Here is a 24,735-nt window from a genome sequence, read left to right on the forward strand (position 1 = left end):
GCTTTTCGCGCCAGCGCTCAAAAACATTGGCAGAAGCGCGAAATCGCGTTAAGCACGGCAACCTCCAGATTTTACGGGTGCCGCGATGGATTTCGTTCCAGGCCTGCCAACATTGATCGCCTTCACCATCGCCATTCTGCTTCTGGCGGTGACGCCGGGGCCTGACATGACGCTGTGGATCAGCCGCTCTCTGCGCGAGGGCCGGACGGCGGGTTTCATGACGCTTCTGGGAACCAATATCGGCATTACCGTGCACACGATGCTCGTCGCCTTCGGCGTTGCCGCCCTCATCGTCGCTTCGCCGACCGCTTTCATGATCCTGAAGACCGGCGGGGCCGCCTATCTGGTCTGGCTCGCTATTCAGGCGATCCGCAAGGGCTCGGATTTCGTGATGGTGAAAAGCACCGGCGAAAAAGCGCAGTCCTCCCTGAAATCGGCGCTGTTGAACGGCATCTGGGTCAACCTGCTGAACCCGAAGATCATCATCTTTTTCATGACCTTCCTGCCGCAATTCGTCAGTGCATCCGACCCGCATGTAACCGGCAAGCTGATCTTCCTCGGCATATGGTCGATCATCGTCGCGCTGCCGATCGGCATTGGCATCGTGATCGCCGCAGATGTTCTTTCAGCCTGGCTGCAACGCAACCGGAAAATTCTGCGCGGACTGGATTATACGATCGCCGGCGTCTTTTCGCTTTTCGCCGTCAAGATTTTCTTCACGCAGGCGCGCTGACGGCAAATAAAAAAGCATGCCGTTTGCTGATAAACCGCCACAGAGACGCGACGTCATCCTCGGGCCTGTCCCGAGGATCTAATCACGTATCGCAAAATCAATCGGTTGCAGATGCTCGGGACAAGCCCGAGCATGAACGGAGGAGACGTTATCAACCGATCAGCAACTCATCATCGTCGAGCTTCTGGCCGCGTATCTTGCGGAACATGTCGATCAGGTCCTCGACCTCGAGATCCTTACGGCTGTCACCGGAGACGTCGAGCACGATTTCGCCGGCATGCAGCATGATTGTGCGGGTGCCGTAATCCAGCGCCTGACGCATGGAATGGGTGACCATCAGCGTCGTCAGCTTGCGCTCAGCCACCACCTTGCGGGTCAGCTCCATCACGAATTCCGCCATGCCGGGATCGAGCGCCGCCGTATGTTCGTCGAGCAGCAGCACGTCCGAGCCGGACAGCGTCGCCATGACGAGCGAGACCGCCTGCCTCTGGCCGCCGGACAGAAGGTCCATGCGGTCCTTCAGACGATTTTCCAGCCCGAGATTGAGCGAGGCGATGCGCTCCTTGAAGAAATCCCGACGGCCGCGTCCAAGCGCCGGCAGAAGGCCGCGACGCTCGCCGCGCGACGCCGCCAGCGCCAGATTTTCCTCGATGGTGAGCGCGCCGCAGCTGCCCGCCAGCGGGTCCTGAAACACGCGCGCCACCCGTCCCGCCCGGCTGGCGGTCGGTTTGCGGGTAACATCAGCGCCGCCGATCATCACCTTGCCCGCCGTCGGCAGGACATCGCCCGCCAGAACGCCGAGCAGCGTCGATTTACCGGCGCCATTGGAACCGATGACGGTGACGAAGGAGCCATCGTCGATGGTGAGATCGATCTTGGAGAGCGCCTGCTTCTGCAGCGGCGTGCCGCGCCCGAAGACGACCTGGATATCGGAAAGAGAAATCACGATGTTGCTCCCCCGCGACGGAGTCGGGGCAGGATCAATGCGATTGCCACCAATACCGCCGTTACGAAATTGAGATCGGACGCCTTGAGGCCCAGCACATCGCTCGACAAAGCGAGCTGGATGGCGAGACGATAGGCGATGGAGCCGAAGACACAGCCGATCAGCGCAATCAGAATGCCACGCGCGCCGAACAGAGTTTCGCCGATGATGACGGCGGCAAGGCCGACGACGATGGTGCCGACACCGGAGGTCACATCTGCAAAGCCGTTGGTCTGCGCAAACAGCGCGCCGCCGAGAGCGACCAGCGCATTCGAAAGCGCCATGCCGAGGTAGATCTGGTTGCCGGTCTTCACGCCCTGCGCCCGCGCCATCCGGGCATTCGCACCCGTCGCGCGCATGGCAAGGCCCGCATCGCTTTCAAGGAAACGCCAGACGAGGATGACCGCGATCAGCACCAGCGCGCCGACGAAAAGCGGCCGCACCAGATATTCCGACAAGCCGAGGCCGTAAAACGGCGAGATCATCGTATCCTGATTGAGCAGCGCCACATTCGGCTTTCCCATCACGCGCAGATTGACGGAAAACAACGCGATCATCGTCAGGATCGAGGCAAGCAGGTTGAGGATCTTGAAACGAACGTTGAGCGTCGCGGTCACGATGCCGGCGGCGGCACCGGCCACCATCGCAATCGCTGTCGCAACCCAGGCATTCAGACCGGCGATGATCAGCACGGCAGCCACGGCGGCGCCGAGCGGAAACGAACCGTCCACGGTCAGGTCAGGAAAATCAAGCACCCGGAAAGCGAGATAAACGCCGATCGCCACGAAAGCGAAGACCAGTCCCAGCTCCACGGCACCCCAGAAGGCGATTTGGCTCACGGTAATGTCCTTGTTATTGCCGCCATCAGGCGGAGACGGGCACCGTCTCGTGCCACGTAAAACGGGCGGCGAATTTGCCGCCGCCCGTTATTCAGTCTGGTTTCGGTTCAGTCGATGACCTTGGTGGCGCGCTTGGTGATGCTTTCCGGGAAGGTAACGCCAGCTTTTTCGGCGGCCTTCTTGTTGATCACCAGATCAGTGCCGACAGCAACGGTTGCCGGAATATCGCCCGGCTTTTCACCCTTGAGGATGCGGACGACGACGGCGCCGGTCTGCTTGCCAACGTCGAAATAGTTGAAGCCGAGGGCAGCAACCGCACCGCGGGCGACGGAATCCGTATCGGCGGCGTAAAGCGGGATCTTGGCCTCGGATGCAACGCCGGCAGCCGCTTCGAAGGCGGAAACGATGGTGTTGTCGGTCGGAACGTAGATCACATCGGCCTTGCCGACCAGCGCGCGGGTTGCGCCCTGCACTTCTGCGGACTTGGTGGCGACGGATTCAACAACCTTGAGACCCGCCTTCTCGGCTTCGGCCTTTAAGAGGGCCAGCGTCGAAACGGAGTTGGCCTCGGCCGAATTGTAGATGAAGCCGATGGACTTGGCGTTCGGGGAGATTTCCTTGATGAGCGCCAGATGTTCGCCAACCGGCAGCATGTCGGAAAGGCCGGTCACGTTGCGGCCGGGCTTTTGCATGTCCTTGACGAGCTGTGCGCCGACCGGATCGGAAACCGCCGTGAAGACGACCGGAATGTCGCGCGTGGCGGCAACGACGGCCTGGGCGGACGGCGTCGAGATCGGCACGATGACGTTCGGCGCATCGCCCACGAACTGGCGCGCGATCTGCGCCGCGGTGCCGGGATTGCCCTGCGCGGACTCATAAAGGAACTTGAGGTTCTCGCCTTCCTTGTAACCGGCTTCGGCAAGCGCGGCCTTGACGCCATCACGGGCAGCATCGAGCGCCGGATGTTCGACGATGGCGGTGACGGCAACGGTGACGTTTTCAGCCTTGGCCGGCAGAACGAGGGCGCTCGCGGCAGCGAGAGCCAGAACGAATGCGCGCATGGATATCCTCCTGTTGGTTCCCTGTTTTCGTCTTCTTAGGAACAAGACAGCCCGAAATCAATCGGAGACCGCTGCAAAACAAGCTTTCAGGCGGCAATTGCGGCTTATTCAGTCATCCGCGCCATGGTTGGCGATCATCATCGCCTCGAAAGCCAACCTTTCGGTCTTGCGCATGCGCTCCGATTCCGACTTCAGCTGGCCGCAGGCAGCGAGAATATCGCGACCGCGCGGCGTGCGGATCGGCGAAGCATAACCCGCCTGATTGATGAAATCGGCGAACTTCTCGATCTGCGCCCAGTCCGAGCACTGATAGTTCGTGCCCGGCCATGGGTTGAACGGAATGAGGTTGATCTTGGCCGGAACGCCCTTCAGAAGCTGCACCAGCATCTTGGCGTCTTCCAGACTGTCATTCACATCCTTCAGCATCACATATTCGAAGGTAATGCGGCGGGCGTTGGAGAGGCCCGGATATTTACGGCAGGCCTCGATCAGTTCCTTCAGCGGATATTTCTTGTTGATCGGCACCAGCATGTCGCGCAACTCGTCACGCACCGCATGCAGCGAAATCGCCAGCATGACGCCGATCTCATCGCCGGTGCGGAAGATTTCCGGCACAACACCCGAGGTAGAGAGCGTGACGCGACGCTTGGAGAGCGACAGGCCATCGCCATCGGTGGCAATCAGAAGTGCGGTCTTCACATGCTCGAAATTATAGAGCGGCTCGCCCATGCCCATCATCACGATGTTGGAAACCTTGCGGCCTTCGCTCGGCACATAAGCGCCAACCGGCGTCGAACCATCGGGAAAATCACCGAGCCGATCACGGGCCAGCAGAAGCTGGGAGAGAATTTCCTCAGCCGTCAGGTTGCGCACGAGGCGCTGGGTGCCGGTGTGACAGAAGGAACAGGTCAGCGAACAGCCCACCTGGCTCGAAATGCACAGCGTGCCGCGACCCTCTTCGGGAATATAGACCGTCTCGATTTCGACCGGACGTCCCGCACCGCGCGGCGGGAACCGCATCAGCCATTTGCGGGTACCGTCATTGGAGATCTGCTCTTCGACGATTTCCGGGCGGGCAATGGTGAAGGCCGCCTTCAGCTTCTCGCGAAGCTCCTTGGCGACATTGGTCATATTATCGAAATCGGAGACGCCGCGCACATAAAGCCAGTTCCACAACTGGCTGACGCGCATCTTCACCTGCTTCTGCGGCACGCCGATTTCGGCCAGCGCCTCGCCCATGTCCTCACGCGTCAGGCCGATCAGCGACGGCTTGCCGGACATCAGATCGCTATTGGCGATCAGCGGGGTTTTGACTGCCAGGCCGGCAGGGGCTTGCATTACGGACATTACGCTATCCCACCATTCCATGCATCGCACGACCAGCCTTTCGGATAGGCGGAAAATCGTCTGCATGTCGAGAAAATCAAAGGCGGAGCACTTTTCGCGCATCCGCCTGTCAATGTTGCCGCGCCTTTAGCATCAAACAAGCAAAAACGCAAATGGCCGGTCAATGACCGGCCATCGTTGAATGCAATAAAGCGTAAGGGTTACTTGCAGCTCTCGATCTGCTTGAGAGCCGCCGAAATACCCGACAGCGAATAGGAATAGGAGGTCGCGGTGCCACGGCCGGAAACTGCCTTGACGGTCATCGACTTGCCGCCCTTCATGGCGGCAACGAGCGCCGGTTCTTCAGCGGCGTTTTCAACCCAGGCGGCCTTGTCCTTGGTGAACATGACGAAGTTCTTGTTGTCGATCGTCACATTGACCTTGGAGCCCTGCTTCAGCGGATAACCCACCATGGCCTGCGGCTCATAGGAAATGTTCTGGCCCGGACGCTGCGAGACGATGAAGAAGATATCGCCGTGATCGACGCTTGCCGGTTCCTTGGCGGTCGGAATGGAAAGAACGTAGCAGACGGTGCTGTTGCCCGATTTGTACGAATAGGCACCCCATGCATTGAACTGCTGGATGCGCGTGGGCGACTGTGCAGATGCTACGCCGACGCTGGTCAGCAAAATGGCCGCTGCGGTTGCTACACTTCTTACAAACATAGAATTTCCTGCCGGGTTATTGTCTTCCATTGGCCCGAAGCATCGGCGAGCCCAGTTTCTGGATCGGCCACGTTCAGGTGCGGATCGTCTTTTCTCATTGTGGTCGGGAAGCGGTTACCAAACCGTCAACAACACGCATAAAATGCCGGAAACGTCTTGCGGTGTTACAGATTGGCGACTCCCGACGCCCTGAGGAGAAGGGCGCGAAACACCCTTCCTCCGTGTGTATGACACATAAATTCAGGCAAGAATTTGTCGCCCGTCTGGCTCACCCGAACAGGCAGATCACAGAGGCGTTACCCGGCTTCCTGCTGCCGTTTCAGCATGGCGTCAGCCGCCTCGTAATGCTCCATCTTGATATGGGCGCGGATCATGGCGAGCGCCGCCGTGATGACGGCAATATCATCGGTGAATCCGATAACGGCCAGCACATCCGGCATCGCATCCATCGGCATGATGAAATAGGCGAGCGCCGCCAGAATGATACCCTTGGCGCGCAGCGGCGTATCGCGGTCGATCGCGCAATAATAGGCAGCCGCCGCATCGCGTGCGAAAGGCACCTTCGACATAACGCGCTTCAGCTTGGGCCAGAATTTCGCCCGCACCACAGTCTCGCGCTCCTGCTGCCTGTCGGTTTCACCCGGCAGAAGAATTTCACCGATTTTCACATCATCCATGATCGACGGTCCTCCGGTCACGGCTATTATATGGGATTTAAGGTCCGCCGTTCAATTGCTTCGACCCGCAGCCGCCTTCTGCATGGCCTCGGCCAGAAGAAAATCCCGCTCCGTCACACCCTGCGAATCATGGGTGGTAAGGCAGACCTTGACCCGCGAATAGACATTGGACCATTCGGGATGGTGATTGAGCCTTTCCGCGACAAGTGCGGATTCGGCCATGAAACCGAAGGCTTCCGCAAAACTTGAAAACTTGAAGGAACGGACGATTGCCGCCCCATCTTCGCGCAGGGACCAGCCCTCGAGTTTCGACAGGGCCTGCCGGATGGCGTCCGGCTCGAGTCTGGGATATTTCATGAACTTGCCTCCGCTTGAGACCCATTAACGCTTCAACGACCGGATCGACGCATATTCCATGAAACATACAGCTATTCTTTTTGTCTGCATGGGCAATATCTGCCGTTCACCGCTGGCCGAAGGGGTTTTGAGACACCTTGCCGACGGCGCGGCCATGTCTGATCGGCTTACCGTCGATTCCGCCGGCACTGGCGGCTGGCACGCGGGTGATGCGCCCGATCCCCGATCCATCGCCATGGCGCGACGGCATGGCGTCGATATTTCCCGGCAGCGGGCGAGACAGGTCACCCCTGCGGATTTCGAGACCTTCGACCTGATACTCGCCATGGACGAAAACAATCTGGCGAACCTGCTGCAATCGAGCCCGGAAAGGCAGCGGCACAAGATCCATCTCTTCATGGACTATGCCACTGGCCGCCGCGAGAACGTCCCCGATCCCTATTACGGGGCCGAGGATGGGTTCCTCAAGGTCTACAACATGCTCTTGGCAGGATGCAGATCGTTGCTCGAAAAGATGGAGCTGGACCGCGCCTCGTGAAGCGGAAACGCCTCTTCAACGATATAGGGTCCGCCGCCCACCGATTCCTTCGACGACATCAGCACGAAACGGCCGACCGTGAAGGGCGAGGTGCGGAAGTTGCCGCGTCCGGAAAGATACTGCACCACATCGTCGACGCGGGAGGAGCGCAACCGCGCCAGCGTGACATGCGGCATGAACTTGCGCGGATCGGGTGGGAGACCGATCCTTTGGCAGATCCGCTCGATTTCCGCCTGAAGCGCATGCATTTCCGGAGAGGGAGAAACCCCGGCCCAGATGGAATGCGGTTTCTTGGAACCGAAGGACCCCATACCGGTGAGACTGAGCTGGAATTCCGGCCTTTCGATCCGGTCCAGCCTGTCCACGACCTCATCGGCGGTCCGCCCGTCGATGTCACCGATAAAACGCAGGGTTATGTGATAATTCTCCACATCGATCCACCGGGCTCCCGGCAGACCACCGCGCAACAATGAGAGGCTCATAGCCGCATTGCGCGGAATTTCGAGGGCGGTAAACAGTCTCGGCATGGCGAGCTCCCCGAATCTCTTGGCAGAACAAGCATAGCGAATCACGCAATGCAGGCGGGCGCAAGTGCTTATTTTTTTTGCGCACCGATTGTCGTGATGAAGCTTTCAACAGCCGGCAAAGATTTTTCGACCATCATCGCCACACCCCTGGTATTGGGGTGCATCTTGTCATCCAGCTTCAGCGCATCGTCCGTCACCACGCCATCCAGAAAGAAAGGATAAAGCGGCAGGTTGTATTTTCCGGCGAGCTTCGGGAAGATCGGATTGAAGCGGCTGGCATAATCATCGCCCATATTCGGCGGCGCCATAATGCCGACCAGCAACACGGCTATGTTGCGCTTCTGAAAACCGGAAATGATGGTGTCGAGGTTCTTTTCGGTCTGTTCCGGGGGAATTCCGCGCAGAGCGTCATTGGCGCCGAGTTCCAGGATAACCCCATCCGTACCGTCGGGAACCGACCATTCCGCCCGCGCCAGACCACCGGAAGAGGTATCGCCGGACACACCGGCATTGGCGATGGCGACATTGGCGCCCTTGCCCTTTAATGCAGCCTCAAGCTGTGCGGTGTAGCTGTCGTTGGGGGGAAGCTGATAGCCGGCCATCAGGCTGTCGCCGAGTCCGACCAACTGCAATGTCCGCTCCTGAGCCAGGACAACAGTTGCGGAAAAGGCGGCGGCAAAAATGACGATGAAGTGAAACAGGGCAGCTTTAAATCTCATCACGGCTTTCCTAACTTGGTTCCCATTGTCTGAAATACCGACCGCATCGACCGCCAGACCGTTTTCATCACCCTATATAGGAACGAGAATTGTGACGAAAAGCATCATAGAGCTGAAGAAAGCCGACCTCACGCTCGGCAATGCCGCCGCCTCCGTTCACGTTCTCAAGAACATCGATCTTTCAATCGGAGAGAGCGAGGCGGTTGGTATCGTCGGCCCCTCTGGGTCGGGAAAGTCGACACTTCTGATGGTGCTTGCCGGTCTCGAGAGGCTCGATAGCGGTGAAATCATCATCGCGGATACGGAACTGCACAAGCTCGGCGAGGACGCGCTGGCGGATTTTCGTGGCCGGAATATCGGCATTGTTTTCCAGTCCTTCCATCTCATCGCCAATATGACGGCCCTGGAAAACGTTGCGGTTCCGCTCGAACTGGCAAACACCCCGAACCCTTTCGAGATCGCCAGACGCGAGCTCGTCGCCGTCGGTCTCGGCGAACGCCTCAACCACTATCCCGGCCAGCTCTCCGGCGGCGAACAGCAGCGTGTCGCCATCGCCCGCGCGCTTGCCCCCTCACCGGCCGTGCTGATTGCTGACGAACCGACCGGCAATCTCGATACCGATACCGGCAGGCAGATCGCCGATCTTCTCTTTGCCAAACAGGCCGAACGCGGCATGACGATGATCCTTGTCACCCACGATCCGTCGCTTGCCGCCCGGTGCTCACGCCAGATCAAGGTGCGCTCCGGCGAGATAGAGGGCGACAGCGCCACCTCCCATATGGCGCGGGCGGTGTCGGCATGACCGGACCCATTATCCCGTCTCTTGCCAATATCAGAAACGCCGCAAGGCTCGCGCGGCGCGAAATTCGCGGCGGGTTACGCGGCTTTTACATTTTCCTCGCCTGCATCGCGCTTGGAACCGGCGCCATCGCCGCCGTCAATTCCGTCTCGCGCGCGGTCACCAGCGCCATCGCCACCGAAGGTCAGTCAATATTGGCAGGCGATGTGCGTTTCGAACTGCGCAACAGGGAAGCGACACAAGAAGAACGGGCCTATCTAGACAGCCTCGGCACCGTCGCAGTTTCCACCGGGCTGCGCTCCATGGCCCGCCTTGCCGACGGGTCTGAACAGACCCTGACGGAAGTGAAGGCTATCGATGGCGCTTACCCGCTCTATGGCGCCTTCGTAGCCGAACCCAACCGACCGCTGAGCGAGCTTCTGGTCGGGAACGGCGACACCTATGGCGCCATTGCCGCACCGCTTCTGCTGGAACGGCTCGGCATCAAGGTCGGCGATGAAATCCTGCTCGGCAATGTGAAGCTGAAACTGACCGGCACCGTGGTCGACGAGCCGGATGCTCTCTCCGATGGTTTCGGTTTTGCGCCACGACTGATGGTCAGTCGCGACGCCCTTTTCGCCTCGGGCCTCGTTCAGAACGGCAGTCTGGTCGAACACGCCTACAAGATCAGGCTGAACGATCCTTCGGCACGGTCAACGATGACCGATGCGGCCAACAAGGCCTTTCCCGATGCCGGCTGGTCCATCCGCACCAGTGACCGGGCGGCCCCATCGCTCACCGAAAACGTCAATCGCTTCTCGCAATTCCTGACGCTGGTGGGCCTCACCGCCCTCATCGTCGGCGGTGTCGGCGTTGCCAATGCCGTTCGCGCGTTTCTGGATTCCAAGCGCACCACCATCGCTTCGTTGAAATGCTTAGGCGCACCGGCCTCGGTGGTCACCATGACCTATCTCTTCCAGATCGCCTTCATCGCCGCCGTCGGCATCGTCATCGGCCTTGTCGTCGGCGCCGTCGCGCCCCTCATCGCCATGCGGTTTCTGGAGGGCGTATTGCCTGTGCCGGAGGAGCTTGCCTTCTATCCCGGCGCGCTCGGCCTCGCCGCCCTGTTCGGCCTCCTGACGACGCTCGCTTTCGCCATCGTGCCGCTTGGCCAGGCGCGCGAAGTGCCGGCAACGGCGCTTTTCCGCGAACAGGGTTTCGAGGAGGGCAGCTGGCCATCCTGGCCCTACCTGGCCGCAACCGGCCTGCTGCTGGCGGCGCTCGCCGCGCTGGCCATCTTCTCGGCGGAAGACCGCTTCATCGCCTCGGTCTTCCTTGCCGCCATCGCTTTTGCCTTCGTGGTGCTGCGGCTCGTTGCCTCCGGTGTGAAAGCCATCGCCAAGCGCAGTCCGCGCGTTCATTCGGCTGCGCTCAGACTGGCGATCGGTAATATTCACCGGCCAGGCGCGCTCACCCCCTCCGTCGTCCTTTCGCTCGGCCTCGGCCTGACCCTGCTCGTGACGCTCACGCTGATCGACGGCAATCTGCGCCGCGAACTGACGGACAGCCTGCCGGACCGCGCACCGAATTTCTTCTTCGTGGATATTCAGGGCAGCGAACTTCAGGGCTTCCGCGACCTTCTGAAGCGGGAAGCGCCGGAAGGCGCGCTGACCGAAGTGCCGATGCTGCGCGGGCGCATCCTGGCGCTCAACGGCGAGGACGTCACGAAGATGGAGGTACCTCCGGCCGGACGCTGGGTGCTGCGCGGCGACCGGGGTATCACCTATTCGCAGGATATTCCCGAAAATGCGACTCTCACAGAAGGAAGCTGGTGGGGACCGGACTATAGCGGCGAGCCGCTGGTCTCCTTCGCGGCCGAGGAAGCCGGGGAACTGGGTCTCAAGATTGGCGACACGGTGACCGTCAACGTGCTCGGCCGCAGCATAACGGCAAGGATCGCCAATCTGCGCAATGTCGAATGGGAATCCCTGTCGATCAATTTCGTCATGGTGTTTTCGCCAAACACCTTCCGCGGCGCGCCGCATGCATGGCTGGCGACACTCGCCGACCCTTCCGCAACCGCCGCCGACGAAGGCCGTATCCTGCGCGCCGTCACCAACGCCTATCCGACAATCACGAGCGTACGCGTGAAAGATGCGCTCGACGTCGTCAACCGGCTTGTCGGCCAGCTTGCCACCGCCATTCGCGCCGCCGCAGCCGTTGCCCTCATCGCCTCCGTCCTGGTTCTCGCCGGCGCTCTTGCCGCCGGAAACCGCGCCCGTACCCATGACGCGGTCATCCTGAAAACGCTGGGCGGCACACGAAACCTGCTCATCCGCGCCTTCTCTTACGAATATATGATGCTCGGCCTCGCCACCGCCGTCTTCGCACTTTTCGCCGGCGGCGTCTCCGCATGGTTCGTGATCGCCCGCATCATGAAGCTGCCCTCCAGCTTCCTGCCGGATGTGGCGATCGGCACCCTCGTCGTCGCCCTCGTCATGACGGTGGGCATCGGCCTCATCGGCACATGGCGGATTCTCGGGCAGAAAGCGGCCCCGGTTCTCCGGCAGGCAGGTGAATGATCGTCGGTTGTGCGCCGCTTAACTTTAACGATTAATTCTTTGTAATGATCGCCAAAACGTGAGCGCTTTTCGCGCATATGGTGTCTTTTCGACGGGAAAAGGCCTTGTATAGAACACGTTCTGCCATCATATTCTTGATCAGGCTTGCTGAAGCTCCGCAGCGGCGCCCGGGAGGTATCCCGACACCGTAGCAATCACGGAGCTCAAAAGAGGAAACAATGGCTGACTTCAATAACTACCAGAACCGCATGGCGCAGACCCGTGCACAGACTGGTGCGATGATCGATGAAGGTCTTCGCGCCTATATGCTCAAGGTTTATAACCTGATGGCGCTGGCTCTGGTCATCACCGGCGTTGCAGCGTTCGGCACCTATACGCTTGCCGCTTCCAACCCGGCTTTCGCCCAGCTGCTCTATGCGTCGCCGCTGCGCTGGGTCGTCATGCTGGCTCCGCTCGCACTGGTTTTCTTCCTTAGCTTCCGTATCCAGAACATGAGCGTTTCCGCCGCCCAGACGACATTCTGGATCTATGCGGCGCTGATGGGCGTCTCGCTGTCGGCGATCTTCCTGGTCTTCACCGGCCAGAGCATCGTGCAGACGTTCTTCGTGACCGCTGCCTCGTTCGGCGCGCTCTCGCTTTACGGTTATACGACGAAGAAGGACCTTTCCGGTTTCGGTTCGTTCCTGATCATGGGTCTGTTCGGCCTCATCATCGCTTCCATCGTCAATATCTTCCTTGCATCCTCCGCCCTGCAGTTCGCGATTTCCGCGATCGGCGTGCTGATCTTCGCAGGCCTGACCGCCTACGACACCCAGAAGATCAAGGAAATGTATTTCGATGCTGACGATGTTGCCGTGGCCGGCCGCAAGGCCATCATGGGCGCACTGACGCTGTATCTCGACTTCATCAACCTCTTCACCTTCCTCCTGCAGTTTCTCGGAAACCGCGACGACTAAGGTTAAGAGTTCGATTGCCAGACATACGAAAGGCGGCCCTTCGGCCGCCTTTTTATTTGGGAAGATTCTTCACCCTTATCCGCCAGAGGCGGACAGTCCGCTTTTGCGAAAGCTCACTCGATGAGCTTCAAAACCTTGTCGAAGACCTTCAGAACCTGCGGCAACTCATGCCCACGTTTGAGAATGCGGCCATCCGTATTCACCACGCAGTAGGCGCCCTGTTTCGCAGCCAGCTTGGGGTTTTTCTCGATCCTGAAAAGCGGCATTTCACCTGAACGCTTGAAGACGGAAAACACCGCCTTTTCCTTGAGGTGATCGATGGCGTAGTCACGCCACTCGCCCTCGCCCACCATGCGGCCATAGATGCGCAGGATCGCATCCAGCTCGCGGCGGTGAAAGGTGACCGGCAAAGGGTCCTTGTTTTTTTTATATTCGCGGAGATCGATAACGGTGGAATTGTCACGTGAAGCGGTCTGCACCTGCTGCACATCCGGTTGATCGGTCATCCAATACCTCCGATTCCACCCAAATCATCCGTGCAGTGTGAGCCTGAGAGGGCGAAATTGCAAGTCTTTGCACCGGCATGGCGCACAGGACAGGGAATTCCGGGAAAGGTTTGACAAGCCTTCGATGCGCAGCGGAACCGGAAGACGGCAGCACAGAATTGCGCCCGCCGATTCTCCGACAAGCGCTGCCAACGGCAAAAGCAGGGGTTAAAAATGGTAACCATTTAGGCAGCCATTTTCACATGGGCTGCCGTATTTCGGTCAAACCATGGCCCGAATTGGGTGGAATAGTCCTATTGTCAATTGATGCCTAGGCACCAAGATGACCCGGTCCGGTGCATTGACCCTTTACCCCCAGCCCCCAATGCCCGGACCGGATCTTCCATCGCCCGACAGGCGATCAGGGGTTTTCATTTCCAAGCAGAATACTTGCGCCGACGATTGCCGCGGGATCGCCGCCGGCATTGGCCGTCTGCAACAGCACGGCGCAGCCGCCCTTTTTCACCTTGGCCACCACGCTCGCCGGAAGCTTCACCGTCATCGGCGAACCATCCCACATGCCGACTGTCTGCACATCATAGACGCTGTGCCAGTAGGACATTTTTTTCCCCTGGTTTTCGCCCTTCTGCACATCCACGGTCTGTTCGCGCGTGAAATAGGCAACGACGACATCGGCCTTGCCGCTGCCGGCGCCAATATCGATCTCCACCTCGTCACCGGCAAATTTCGACGAGACCGGCACGTTCAGTCCCTTGCCCTCGCGCTTGAACGCATCAAGCCTGTCATAGATGCCGCGAACATCGGCACCCTTGACATGGTCGCGGCCGTTCAGAATGGCCTGCGGCGTATAGACCCCGTTACGGCCGAGCGCGCGCATATAACCATATTGCCGGTCGGTATTTTCCTTAGACGCCAGCGAATCCGTCCAGCCGAGATAGTTCCAGTAATCGACATGGTAGGAAAGACCGACGACATCGCCCTTCTGGATCATCTTGCGCAGGGCTTCATCGGCCGGCGGGCAGGATGAGCATCCCTGCGACGTGAACAATTCGACGACGCCCTTCACGGCCTCCTGCGCCTGCGCGGAGGTGACGAGGAACGTGCCGAGAAGACATATCGACAGGGGGAATTTCAGCGGCATTACAAAAACCTTTGTCCGGAAGAGATCCAGACGAATTGATGCGATCAATCCTGCCGGGATGCAAACCGGAAAATAACGTCTATTGCCCTTCAATAGAAAGTCACGAAGGGGTGAGCGACAATCACAAAAAAAGAGACGATGAAATGGAAAGACGCCGGGATTTCTCCCGGCGTCTTCGATTGTTGAAGCTTTATGCGGCCAGATCGCGAAGAACGGTCTGCAAAATGCCGCCGTTGCTCATGTAGATCACTTCATCCAGCGTATCGATGCGGCAAAGAAGCGGAACTTCCTTCACCGAACCGTCGCTATAGGTGATCTTGGCGATCTTCTTTTCACGCGGCTTGATTTCGCCTTCGAGCCCGTCGATCTCGACGATTTCATCACCTTTGAGATCGAGGCTCGCCCAGGTCGTGCCTTCCTCGAAGACAAAGGGAACGACGCCCATGCCGACGAGGTTCGAACGGTGGATACGTTCGAAAGACTGCGCGATGACAGCCTTGACGCCGAGCAGGTTGGTGCCCTTCGCCGCCCAGTCGCGGGACGAGCCGTTACCATATTCGACACCGGCGAAGATGACGAGCGGGACGCCTTCCGCCTTGTATTTCATGGCCGCGTCATAGATCGACATCTCTTCCTTGGACGGATAGTGAATGGTGTAGCCACCTTCCTTGCCGTTCGGGCCGAGCATGTGGTTGCGGATGCGGATATTGGCGAAGGTGCCGCGCATCATCACTTCATGGTTGCCGCGACGCGTGCCGTACTGGTTGAAGTCGGCAACGGCGACGCCATGTTCCGTCAGATAGGCACCGGCAGGCGAAGCAGCCTTGATCGAACCGGCCGGAGAAATATGGTCGGTGGTGATCTTGTCGCCGAAGAGACCGAGGACACGCGCCCCCTTGATGTTCTTGAGGCCCGAGCCCTTTTTGCCCATGCCGACGAAATAGGGCGGGTTCTGAACATAGGTCGACTGGTCGTCCCAGGCATAGGTCTGGCCCGGAGGAACCTGAACCGCCTGCCAGTTCGCATCGCCCTTGAACACGTCGGCATACTTTGTTTCGTAAAGCTCACGGGTGACGTATTTCAGGATGAATTCCTGGATTTCCTTGGAGGTCGGCCAGATATCCTTGAGGTAGACCGGATTGCCGTTCCGATCGTCGCCGATCGGCTCCTTCGTCAGATCCTTCTGGACCGTGCCTGCAAGGGCATAGGCCACGACGAGCGGCGGCGAGGCCAGATAGTTCGCCTGAACATCCGGCGAAATACGACCCTCGAAGTTGCGGTTGCCCGAGAGAACACCGGCGGTGATCAGGCCCTTGTCGTTGATCGTCTTGGAGATCGCCGGCGGCAGCGGACCGGAGTTACCGATGCAGGTCGTGCAGCCGAAGCCGACGAGGTTAAAGCCGATCGCGTCGAGATCCTTCTGCAGACCGGACTTGTCGAGATATTCGGCAACGACCTGCGATCCCGGTGCCAGCGACGTCTTCACCCACGGCTTGGACTTCAGCCCCTTGGCGACGGCGTTGCGGGCGAGAAGGCCGGCAGCGATGAGAACCGAGGGGTTGGAAGTATTGGTGCAGGAGGTGATGGCGGCAATCGCTACATCGCCGTGACCGAGATCGAAAGCCTCACCTTCGACCGCATAACGGCTCGAAAGCTGGCCGGGCTTCTTATAGTCGTTTTCAAGAGCCGTCGCGAAATTCGGCGCGATGGTTTCGAGCGGCAGGCGGCCTTCCGGACGCTTGGGGCCGGCCATGGAAGGCACGACGTCGCCGAGGTCGAGTTCCAGCGTGTCGGTGAAGACGAGGTCTGAACCGTCGCCTGTGCGCCACATGTCCTGCGCCTTCGAATAGGCTTCGACGAGCGCGATGCGGTCCTTGGCACGGCCGGACATGGTCAGGTAATTGATGGTCTCGCTATCGACCGGGAAGAAGCCGCAGGTCGCGCCATATTCCGGGCCCATATTGCCGATGGTGGCGCGGTCGGCCAGAGACATCGAGTCGAGGCCGGGGCCGAAGAATTCGACGAATTTGGAGACAACGCCCTTCTTACGCAGCATCTGAACCACGGTCAGCACGAGGTCGGTCGCGGTCACACCTTCCTTCACCTTGCCGGTCAGCTTGAAGCCGATAACCTCGGGCAAAAGCATGGAGACCGGCTGGCCGAGCATGGCCGCTTCAGCCTCGATACCGCCAACGCCCCAGCCGAGAACGCCGAGACCATTGATCATGGTCGTGTGCGAATCGGTGCCGACGCAGGTATCCGGATAAGCAATCGTCTCGCCATCCTCTTCCTTCGTCCAGACGGTCTGGCCGAGATATTCGAGGTTGACCTGGTGACAGATGCCGGTGCCGGGCGGAACCACACGGAAATTCTCGAACGCCTGCTGGCCCCACTTCAGGAAGCGGTAACGCTCGCCGTTGCGCTCATATTCCAGCTCAACGTTGCGGGCAAAGGCGCTCGGCGTGCCGAATTCGTCGACGATGACCGAGTGGTCGATGACGAGATCGACGGGAACCAGCGGGTTGATCTTTTCCGGATCGCCGCCAAGGGCCTTGATGCCGTCACGCATGGCGGCAAGGTCGACAACGGCGGGAACGCCGGTAAAGTCCTGCATCAGAACGCGGGCGGGGCGATAGGCGATTTCGGTTTCGGTCAGGCCCTTGTTGTTCAGCCATTCGGAGACCGCCAGAATGTGTTCCTTGGTGACGGACTGGCCGTCCTCGAAACGCAGCAGGTTTTCGAGCAGAACCTTCATGGAATAGGGCAGCTTGGAAACGCCCTTCAGGCCATTGGCTTCAGCCTTGGGAAGGCTGAAATAGACGTATTCCTTACCGTCAACGGTAAGGACGGAACGACATTGGAAACTGTCGAGTGATTTGGGCATGGATAAAAACCCCGCTTACTCTGATAGCCAACACGTGCGTGCGGACACCTATGCACTCATGCACATCAGGATGCGGGTACGACCATTTCCGCTGTCCGCACGTGAAAATTGCTCCTCGCAATCGTCAAGTCCGGCGCAAGATGATGTTCACGCCGGCCGCTGGCGTGTTGACACCCATATAGATAATTTCTCTAAAACGTGCCAGACCATTCAACGAACCTAATCGATTTTTTTATGATCGAGACGACGAAATCGTAATCGGAACCGCAGCATGGATTTGACGGCGGAAAATCTTGGCGTGCGACGCGGCGAAGATTTCATATTCATGAATATTTCCTTCAAGTTAAGCGACGGTGAGGCTCTTGTGCTGACCGGTCGCAACGGTTCAGGAAAATCCACTCTGCTGCGCACGGTGGCCGGCCTGCTGCGGCCCGAACAGGGACGAATAAAGATAGCCGGCAAAGAAATAGACGCTGACATGCGCCCGTCTGAGGCCTGCCATTATCTCGGCCATCGCAATGCGATGAAAACCGAACTGACCGTTTCGGAGAATCTCCGGTTCTGGAAAGACTTCCTCGGCGATTTTTCCGGCGGTGCGGGCGTGGCGATCGATGAGGCGGCGGAGATCGTCGGCCTCGCCGGCATTACCCACCTGCCCTTCGGTTATCTCTCCGCCGGCCAGCAGCGGCGTTTTGCCATGGCGAAACTTTTGATTGCATGGCGGCCGGTGTGGATTCTCGATGAGCCGACGGCGGCGCTCGACAAGGCAGCGGACGGGATGTTTACCGATCTCGTGAAAAACCACCTCGGGAAAGGCGGTATCGTTCTGGCCGCGACGCATCAGCCTTTGGGGCTGGAGAATGCGCGGGAATTGCGGATGACGGGGTTTGCGGGTGTGGAGGCTTGGGCATGAGGACGATGTGCGCGGGGCATACCCCCCTCTGCCCTGCCGGGCATCTCCCCCACAAGGGGGGGGATCGACTCACGGCAAGGTCTCGCCCATCTCAACGCTTGATAATGGAGTGGTGGAAGAGCGTCTTGCCGATCTCCCCCCCTGAGGGGGAGATGCCCGGCAGGGCAGAGGGGGGTAACGCCGCGAACACGAGGGCGTCCCAATGATCGCCCTCCTCCTCCGCGACATCAAACTCTCCATCCGCGCCGGCGGCGGCGCGCTGATCGGCGTGCTGTTCTTCATGACAGTGGTTGCCGTCATTCCCTTCGGCGTCGGCCCCGATCTCAACCTGCTCGCGCGCATCGGCCCGGCCATCGTCTGGATCGGCGCGCTGCTCTCCGCCCTTCTCGGCCTCGACCGGCTGTTTCAGGCCGAGCGGGATGACGGCTCCCTCGATTTGATCCTGATGCAGGAAACCCCGCTGGTCCTGACCGTGTTCGTGAAATGCCTGGCACACTGGGTCACGACCGGTCTGCCGCTGGTGCTTGCCTCCCCTCTGCTTGGCCTCTTCATGAACATGGACGAGATGGCGATCGGCGCCGTGATGCTTACCCTTCTCGTCGGCTCGCCCGCCATCACCTTCATCGGCGCAGTGGGGGCGGCGGTTGCCGTTGCCCTGCCGCGCGGAGGGCTTCTGGTTTCCATCCTCGTCCTGCCGCTCGCCATTCCCGTGCTGATCTTCGGCGTCAGCGCCTCCTATGCGGCGGTACAGGACCCGGCGCCCTTCATGCCGCCATTTCTCATTTTGTGTGCGATCACGTTATTTTCAGCCGTGACCGGACCTTTCTTCGCCGCTTTGGCGCTGCGCAATGTTATGGATTGATGAAACCACGCCAGACGATCCCCGATTGACAGGGATCAATTGCGGGGCGGCCATTCTCGGGTTACACAAACGGCATGAACGAGCAGACCTTCACCATCACCAAATTCAGTGATCTCGCCAATCCCACCCGGTTTCTGGCGCTGGCGGCACGCATTCTGCCATGGCTCGCTGCCTTGACGGCGCTGGTGCTGGCCGCCGGTCTTTATCTGTCCTTCACCACCGAAGGCGATTACCAGCAGGGTTATACCGTACGCATCATGTATGTGCATGTGCCCTCAGCCTGGCTTGCCATGATGTGTTATTCGGTCATGGCGGTCTCCGCTATCGGCACCCTCGTCTGGCGTCACCCGCTGGCGGATGTCAGCCACAAGGCCGCTGCCCCCATCGGCGCGGCCTTCACGCTGATTGCGCTCGTCACCGGCTCGCTCTGGGGTAAACCCATGTGGGGAACCTGGTGGGTCTGGGATGCGCGGCTGACCTCCGTTTTCGTCCTCTTCCTGATGTATCTGGGGCTGATCGCGCTCAACCGCGCCATGGACGATCCGTCGAGAGCCGCCCGCGTCAGCGCCGTGCTGATCCTCGTCGGTTTCGTGAATATCCCCATCATCAAGTTTTCGGTCGAGTGGTGGAATACGCTGCACCAGCCGGCAAGCGTCATCCGCATGGGCGGCTCCGCCATCGATGCGGAATTTCTCTGGCCGCTGCTGACCATGGCCGTGGGTTTCACGCTGCTGTTCTTCACCCTGCATATCGCCGCGATGCGCAACGAAATCTGGCGTCGGCGCGTAGCCGCGCAGCGGCGTCTCGCGGCGCGCATGGCGAACCGGGAGGGCTGAAGTGATGACGCACGCCTTTTATATCGGCATGTCCTATGCGGCGACCAGCCTTGTCGTTCTCTGTCTCATCGCCTGGGTCGTCGTGGACGGTCAGGCACGCAAACGGGAATTGAAGGAACTAGAGGCATCCGGCATACGCCGCAGAGCGAGAGCCGGTTCCGCAGGTGACGCGCAATGACGCAGGCTGACCGCGACACCAAGGCCAAAACGACAGGCCGTGCACGCTATGCGCTTGCGCTTCTGCCGTTGCTGCTGTTCGGCGGTTTCGCCCTCGTCGCCGGCAAGATGCTCTACGATCAGGACGTGAACGGCCTGGATATCAGCGCCATTCCCTCGGCGCTGATCGGCACCAGGGCGCCGACCCTGTCGCTACCGCCGCTGGAGGGCTCCAACCTGCCGGCGCTGACCGATGCCGCCATCAAGGGCAAGCTGACTTTGGTGAACGTCTTCGCCTCCTGGTGCATTCCCTGCCGGCAGGAGCATCCGCTGCTTCAGGAATTGGCGAAAGACGGCCGCATTACCGTCGTCGGCATCAATTACAAGGACAAGCAGGATAATGCGCTGCGCTTCCTCGGCGAACTCGGCAATCCCTTTGCAGCGATAGGCGTCGATCCGAACGGCAAGGCCGCGATAGACTGGGGCGTCTATGGCATTCCGGAAAGTTATCTGGTCGGCGCGGACGGCACGATCCTTTATAAAAAGGTCGGCCCCTTCGACGCCCGCAGCGTCGAGCGCGACCTGCTGCCAGCCATCGCGGCCGCTGCCGGGAAATAACCCGCTCCGCAAGGCGTCACCCCTTGGTAACGACCCGCAGCGAAGGGCCTTCAGCCGGCAGACGTATGCCTTCCAGAACGACCTGATCGCGACCGCCACGTTTTGCGGCATAGAGACTGTCATCGGCCCGCTTGATGGCGTCATGAATGGAATGATCTCCCCTCGCGACGGCCGAAACACCGAAGCTCGCGGTAATCTGGCTGGTTACACCCCGGTTGCGCCAATCGAGCGACGAAAGACCTGTCCGCATGCCATTGGCCAGCTGGCCGGCTGCGGCGGCTGTCTGGCCGGGCAGGAAGACCACGAATTCCTCACCGCCAAAGCGCGCCACCAGCGCATCCTCGGGCGCATTTCGCCTGAGAAGATCGGAGAGGCCGATAAGAACGATATCTCCGGCCGCATGACCGTAAACATCGTTGATACGCTTGAAGTGGTCTATGTCGCAGACGATGACCGCACCCTCAGGGGTATCGCTGCGAAAATCGGGAACACGGCGGTCGAAGCCGCGCCGGTTCAGCACATCCGTCAGCGGATCATGCTCTGCCGCATGCAGATGCCGGTCGACGGTGACGGAAATCTGACTCGCGAGCACGGAGAGCGCCAGCAGGAAACCGAAGATGCTGGCGGCAAGCTGCATGTAAAAAGCATAGTCGGATTCGAAGAATTCGCTGAGTTCGATCATCGAGCCGCTCGGCGTCATCACCAGCAGCATGCCGATGCGCACCAGCGTCTCCAGCACCACAAGACAGGCAATTCCCACCATCAGCCTGTCGGCAAGCGCCACCGGCCGCTTCCGCACGATCCAGACCGGGATCGCGAGCAAAAGGGCACAGACGAGATCGCCGATGACGAGCTCGCGTTTCAGATCCGGCGTGACGAAGACATGGAAAGAGACCAGCAAAACCGCGGCAACCACGATCGGCAGCCTGGCCGCGATATAAAGCGGCCGCCCGAAATGGACGAGCAGAGCATGGCCATAGAGGAAGAAGGCGGAGAAGAACAACAGGTTCGAAACAATCGCCTGTATTTCGAAAGGCAGGCCGCCGAGCACCAGAGGTGTCGCAAAACCGAAGGCCGCCGAAAGATATCCTATACCCCAATAGCGGGCGGAAGCGTGGCCGATCCTTTGCAGGAACAGGAACACCACGCCGAATGTCAGCATGATGAAGGGGAGAAGATAGGCGAAGTTGTCTTGCAATGGGTTCTGCCGGAGGGAGAGACGAGCCTTTGCCTGACACTACCGCAATGCCATTAAGAAAACCTGCATATATTGCGCGGCTTCCCCGCCTTTCGGCCCGCGGCCCAGGAAAACCCGTTCACATTTGCGGGAGCGCGTTCTGCCATTCCTTGATCGCGTCCACGGGCCAGAGCAGCATCACCACGTTCAGCGTCAGGTTGTCACGGATCAGCCAGCCGGTGAATATCTCGAAGAAGATGGCGATCGCCACCGTCAGCCACACCGGCACCCGGGCGGCGAACAGGAAACCCAGCACCATGAAGACGGTATCCATCGCCGAGTTCAGGATGCTGTCGCCGGTGTAACCCAGCGCCATCGTCGCGGTGCGGTAACGATCGATGATGAGAGGCGAGTTTTCGAGGATTTCCCATGCCGCTTCCACCAGAACAGCAAGCGAAAGCCGCATGGAAAGCGGCCTGTTGCGGAACAGCAGCCAGGCGAACCAGTAGAACAGGAAGCCGTGAATGATATGTGAGGGCGTATACCAGTCGGCCAGATGCTGGGAATTGCCCGGCGTGTTCACACCCGGTTCGAACAGCTTCACGTAACCGCATTCGCAGATCGGAATGCGGCCCATGAAATAAAGGATGACGATCTGCAGGAGAAGCAGCCCGGCGGCCACGCCGAACCATTTGAGCGAGCGCGAACGGGAAGCCGACATCTCTGCAACGGTCATTTTTCGTCCTTGTTAAGCGGTTCCAGCGAATGGCGCATGACGAGCGGCATCTGGGCCATGGTGAAGATGATGGTGATCGGCATCGTGCCCCACACCTTGAAGGCAACCCAGGTGTCGGTGGTGAACATGCGCCACACCACCTCATTCAGCACCGCAAGAAAGAGGAAGAATACGCCCCAGCGCAGCGTCAGCTTGCGCCAGCCCTCATCCGTCAGCCTGAAGGCGGAATTGAAGACATAACCGAGCAGCGATTGCCCGAAGAACAGGCCGCCGAGCAGAATGACACCGAACAGCGTGTTGACGATGGTGGGCTTCATCTTGATGAAGGTATCGTTCTGCAACCAAAGCGTCAGCGCGCCGAACACGAACACCACGATGCCCGATATCAGCGGCATGATCGGCAACTTGCGCGTCAGCACCCATGAGACGGAAAGCGCCAGAGCCGTTGCGATCATGAACAGGCCGGTGGCGATGAAGATCGGTCCGCCGAATTCCGTCAGCACGGGGAAGGTGGAGGCCAGCCATTCGCCGCGGGAATTGGCGAAGAAGAAGACCATGAGCGGGCCAAGCTCGAGCACGAATTTCAGGAGCGGGCTGATTTCCGCCACCATCTTTTCGCTTTCCTTGGAATTGCTTTCAATATCCATACTCAAACTCCCGCAATGGCCTTGGCGAAATCTTCCGCCTCGAAGGGCTCCAGATCATCAACACCTTCACCCACACCGATGAAATAAACCGGCAGCTTGTGTTTGGCAGCGATGGCAACGAGGATACCGCCCCGCGCCGTGCCATCCAATTTTGTCATAATCAGGCCCGAAACACCCGCGACATTGCGGAATATTTCCACCTGGTTCATAGCGTTCTGGCCGGTTGTCGCATCCAGCGTCTGCAGCACGGTGTGCGGCGCGTCGGGATCGAGCTTGCCGAGCACGCGTACGATCTTTTCCAGCTCCGCCATCAGCTCCGTCTTGTTCTGCAGGCGACCGGCCGTATCGATGATGAGAACGTCGCTTTTCTGCGCCCGCGCCTGCTCATAGGCGTCATAGGCAAGCCCGGCCGCATCTGCGCCAAGCTTGGTGCCGATGAATTGCGAACCGGTACGGTCCGCCCAGATTTTGAGCTGCTCGATGGCCGCCGCGCGGAACGTATCGCCCGCCGCCAGCATAACCTTGAGGCCCGAACCGGAAAGCTTGGCGGCAAGCTTGCCGATGGTCGTCGTCTTGCCCGTACCGTTCACACCGACAACGAGAATGACATGCGGCTTGTGTGAAAGATCAAGCTCCAGCGGCTTGGCGACAGGCTTCAGGACCTTGGTGATCTCGCCCGCCATGATGCGCGCCACATCCTCGCCGCTCACATCCTTGCCGTAACGCTCGGAAGACAGGGCGCCGGTGATGCGCATGGCGGTCTCAACGCCGAGATCCGACTGGATGAGAAGATCCTCCAGCTCGTCGAGCGTATCCTCATCCAGCTTGCGCTTGGTGAAAAGCGCCGAAATCTGTGTGGTCAGCTGCGACGACGTGCGGGCAAGCCCGGCCCGCAGGCGCTGAAACCATGTCAGTTTTACCTGCGGTGCGGCAGGGGCAGGCTCCTGCCGCTCACTGGCGGACGAAAAACCCTTTGGTAGAGCTGGCGGTATAGCGGCGGTCGCAGCTTCGGCCTCGTCAAGCAGCGCATCCATCGCATCCGCATCCAGCACGACATCCGCTGCTTCGGGGGCAGATTCAACCTGCTCTTCGGCCGCTGCTTCCGCCTGTAGCAACGACAGCGGCACCACGCCCATATCGCCGGAAAGCTCGGCACCAGGCAGAAGCGGTGCGTCCTTTTCCTCGTCATCGTCGGAAAGGACCACGTCCGTCGCCTCGTCCGGGGCTGGTCCGCCGGCCGTCTCCATCTCCAGTTCGGAAACCGGGTCCTTGTCGACAGGGCCATGCGCTTCGGCGTCGCTCAGCGCTGCTTCGAAGGAGGCGTTTTCATTGCCGCGCTCAGGCGCGGCGTCCTCTTGCGGCCGGTCGTCCGTTTCGGCCTTGTCCTTGCCGAACGAAAAGACTTTTTTGATGAAGCCGAGGGCCATGGTCGTTCCCGTGTCTTTTCTCTTGTGCC

26 protein-coding genes are annotated in these 24,735 nt (G+C 59.8%); 10 read left to right on the top strand and 16 right to left on the bottom strand.

Going from position 1 to position 24,735, the window contains the following annotated elements; all coding sequences use genetic code 11:
- The first annotated feature begins 85 nt into the window (after positions 1-85).
- A complete protein-coding gene (locus tag L904_RS20865; protein ID WP_003523192.1) occupies positions 86-733 on the top strand; it encodes a LysE family translocator in 648 nt (215 codons plus the stop codon).
- A 151-nt stretch (positions 734-884) separates the two neighbouring features.
- Here L904_RS20865 and L904_RS20870 read toward each other — a convergent pair whose 3' ends face one another.
- The 7 genes from L904_RS20870 to L904_RS20900 all read right to left on the bottom strand — a co-directional run bounded on the left by L904_RS20870 (position 885) and on the right by L904_RS20900 (position 6,703).
- A complete protein-coding gene (locus L904_RS20870) occupies positions 885-1,679 on the bottom strand; it encodes an ABC transporter ATP-binding protein (RefSeq protein WP_020813568.1) in 795 nt (264 codons plus the stop codon).
- Entirely contained in the window at positions 1,676-2,557 is an 882-nt protein-coding gene (locus L904_RS20875; RefSeq protein WP_003505036.1) for an ABC transporter permease, read from the bottom strand. Before L904_RS20875 ends, L904_RS20870 begins: the two co-directional genes overlap by 4 nt.
- 107 nt (positions 2,558-2,664) lie before the next feature.
- The gene (locus tag L904_RS20880) at positions 2,665-3,618 is read right to left on the bottom strand and encodes an ABC transporter substrate-binding protein (RefSeq protein WP_020813569.1); all 954 of its coding nucleotides are present in this window, start codon (positions 3,616-3,618) and stop codon (positions 2,665-2,667) included.
- Between the two features lie 108 nt (positions 3,619-3,726).
- Positions 3,727-4,899: a 23S rRNA (adenine(2503)-C(2))-methyltransferase RlmN gene (gene rlmN / locus L904_RS20885; protein WP_078052458.1), complete on the bottom strand. Its 1,173-nt coding sequence runs from the start codon at positions 4,897-4,899 to the stop codon at positions 3,727-3,729.
- Between the two features lie 266 nt (positions 4,900-5,165).
- Positions 5,166-5,669, bottom strand: a complete 504-nt coding sequence (locus L904_RS20890; RefSeq protein ID WP_003523183.1) for an invasion associated locus B family protein — start codon at positions 5,667-5,669, stop codon at positions 5,166-5,168.
- A 296-nt stretch (positions 5,670-5,965) separates the two neighbouring features.
- Complete coding sequence (locus tag L904_RS20895) at positions 5,966-6,346, bottom strand: YkvA family protein (RefSeq protein WP_035263242.1); 381 nt, start codon at positions 6,344-6,346, stop codon at positions 5,966-5,968.
- Positions 6,347-6,397: 51 nt separating this feature from the next.
- Positions 6,398-6,703, bottom strand: a complete 306-nt coding sequence (locus L904_RS20900; protein ID WP_003505045.1) for a 4a-hydroxytetrahydrobiopterin dehydratase — start codon at positions 6,701-6,703, stop codon at positions 6,398-6,400.
- Between the two features lie 58 nt (positions 6,704-6,761).
- On the opposite strand from L904_RS20900, the gene L904_RS27270 reads away from it, so the two are divergent.
- On the top strand, positions 6,762-7,241 hold the full coding sequence (locus L904_RS27270; RefSeq protein ID WP_080707323.1) for a low molecular weight protein-tyrosine-phosphatase: 480 nt from the start codon (positions 6,762-6,764) through the stop codon (positions 7,239-7,241).
- Here L904_RS27270 and thpR read toward each other — a convergent pair.
- A complete protein-coding gene (gene thpR / locus L904_RS20910) occupies positions 7,175-7,768 on the bottom strand; it encodes an RNA 2',3'-cyclic phosphodiesterase (protein WP_003523177.1) in 594 nt (197 codons plus the stop codon). The two genes, L904_RS27270 and thpR, sit on opposite strands and share 67 nt — an antisense overlap.
- A 68-nt stretch (positions 7,769-7,836) precedes the next feature.
- Complete coding sequence (locus L904_RS20915) at positions 7,837-8,487, bottom strand: arylesterase (RefSeq protein ID WP_035263240.1); 651 nt, start codon at positions 8,485-8,487, stop codon at positions 7,837-7,839.
- A gap of 91 nt (positions 8,488-8,578) precedes the next feature.
- Here L904_RS20915 and L904_RS20920 point away from each other — a divergent pair, with 91 nt between their 5' ends.
- The 3 genes from L904_RS20920 to L904_RS20930 all read left to right on the top strand — a co-directional run bounded on the left by L904_RS20920 (position 8,579) and on the right by L904_RS20930 (position 12,803).
- Positions 8,579-9,289, top strand: a complete 711-nt coding sequence (locus tag L904_RS20920; protein ID WP_035263238.1) for an ABC transporter ATP-binding protein — start codon at positions 8,579-8,581, stop codon at positions 9,287-9,289.
- Positions 9,286-11,847: an ABC transporter permease gene (locus L904_RS20925; protein WP_035263236.1), complete on the top strand. Its 2,562-nt coding sequence runs from the start codon at positions 9,286-9,288 to the stop codon at positions 11,845-11,847. The genes L904_RS20920 and L904_RS20925 overlap by 4 nt, the downstream gene beginning before the upstream one ends.
- A gap of 218 nt (positions 11,848-12,065) precedes the next feature.
- A complete protein-coding gene (locus L904_RS20930) occupies positions 12,066-12,803 on the top strand; it encodes a Bax inhibitor-1/YccA family protein (protein WP_035263233.1) in 738 nt (245 codons plus the stop codon).
- A 113-nt stretch (positions 12,804-12,916) separates the two neighbouring features.
- On the opposite strand, the gene L904_RS20935 is transcribed toward L904_RS20930, so the two are convergent.
- From L904_RS20935 to acnA, 3 genes are all read right to left on the bottom strand, one after another.
- Entirely contained in the window at positions 12,917-13,309 is a 393-nt protein-coding gene (locus L904_RS20935; RefSeq protein ID WP_003523170.1) for a DUF2794 domain-containing protein, read from the bottom strand.
- A gap of 400 nt (positions 13,310-13,709) precedes the next feature.
- On the bottom strand, positions 13,710-14,450 hold the full coding sequence (locus L904_RS20940) for a thioredoxin family protein (RefSeq protein WP_003523168.1): 741 nt from the start codon (positions 14,448-14,450) through the stop codon (positions 13,710-13,712).
- 190 nt (positions 14,451-14,640) lie between these two features.
- Entirely contained in the window at positions 14,641-17,334 is a 2,694-nt protein-coding gene (gene acnA, locus L904_RS20945) for an aconitate hydratase AcnA (RefSeq protein ID WP_035263231.1), read from the bottom strand.
- Positions 17,335-17,605: 271 nt separating this feature from the next.
- Between acnA and ccmA the strand changes: the two genes are divergently transcribed.
- From ccmA to L904_RS20975, 5 genes are all read left to right on the top strand, one after another.
- The gene (gene ccmA, locus L904_RS20950; protein ID WP_035263230.1) at positions 17,606-18,247 is read left to right on the top strand and encodes a heme ABC exporter ATP-binding protein CcmA; all 642 of its coding nucleotides are present in this window, start codon (positions 17,606-17,608) and stop codon (positions 18,245-18,247) included.
- A 202-nt stretch (positions 18,248-18,449) separates the two neighbouring features.
- A complete protein-coding gene (gene ccmB, locus L904_RS20960) occupies positions 18,450-19,109 on the top strand; it encodes a heme exporter protein CcmB (protein WP_059762654.1) in 660 nt (219 codons plus the stop codon).
- Positions 19,110-19,183: 74 nt separating this feature from the next.
- Positions 19,184-19,945, top strand: coding sequence for a heme ABC transporter permease (locus L904_RS20965; RefSeq protein ID WP_035261524.1), 762 nt, complete (start codon positions 19,184-19,186; stop codon positions 19,943-19,945).
- Between the two features lie 4 nt (positions 19,946-19,949).
- On the top strand, positions 19,950-20,123 hold the full coding sequence (ccmD, locus tag L904_RS20970; protein ID WP_035261526.1) for a heme exporter protein CcmD: 174 nt from the start codon (positions 19,950-19,952) through the stop codon (positions 20,121-20,123).
- The gene (locus L904_RS20975) at positions 20,120-20,719 is read left to right on the top strand and encodes a DsbE family thiol:disulfide interchange protein (RefSeq protein WP_059762656.1); all 600 of its coding nucleotides are present in this window, start codon (positions 20,120-20,122) and stop codon (positions 20,717-20,719) included. The genes ccmD and L904_RS20975 overlap by 4 nt, the downstream gene beginning before the upstream one ends.
- Positions 20,720-20,735: 16 nt before the next feature.
- Here L904_RS20975 and L904_RS20980 read toward each other — a convergent pair whose 3' ends face one another.
- The 4 genes from L904_RS20980 to ftsY all read right to left on the bottom strand — a co-directional run bounded on the left by L904_RS20980 (position 20,736) and on the right by ftsY (position 24,706).
- Entirely contained in the window at positions 20,736-21,917 is a 1,182-nt protein-coding gene (locus tag L904_RS20980; RefSeq protein WP_035261528.1) for a diguanylate cyclase, read from the bottom strand.
- A gap of 118 nt (positions 21,918-22,035) precedes the next feature.
- Complete coding sequence (locus L904_RS20985) at positions 22,036-22,632, bottom strand: DUF2585 domain-containing protein (protein ID WP_035261531.1); 597 nt, start codon at positions 22,630-22,632, stop codon at positions 22,036-22,038.
- A complete protein-coding gene (locus L904_RS20990) occupies positions 22,629-23,279 on the bottom strand; it encodes a septation protein A (protein ID WP_003520517.1) in 651 nt (216 codons plus the stop codon). The genes L904_RS20985 and L904_RS20990 overlap by 4 nt, the downstream gene beginning before the upstream one ends.
- A 2-nt stretch (positions 23,280-23,281) precedes the next feature.
- Entirely contained in the window at positions 23,282-24,706 is a 1,425-nt protein-coding gene (gene ftsY, locus L904_RS20995) for a signal recognition particle-docking protein FtsY (RefSeq protein ID WP_035261534.1), read from the bottom strand.
- Positions 24,707-24,735: the final 29 nt, after the last annotated feature.

The organism is Agrobacterium sp. LY4, from assembly GCF_001526585.1.
GTDB lineage: Bacteria > Pseudomonadota > Alphaproteobacteria > Rhizobiales > Rhizobiaceae > Agrobacterium > Agrobacterium leguminum.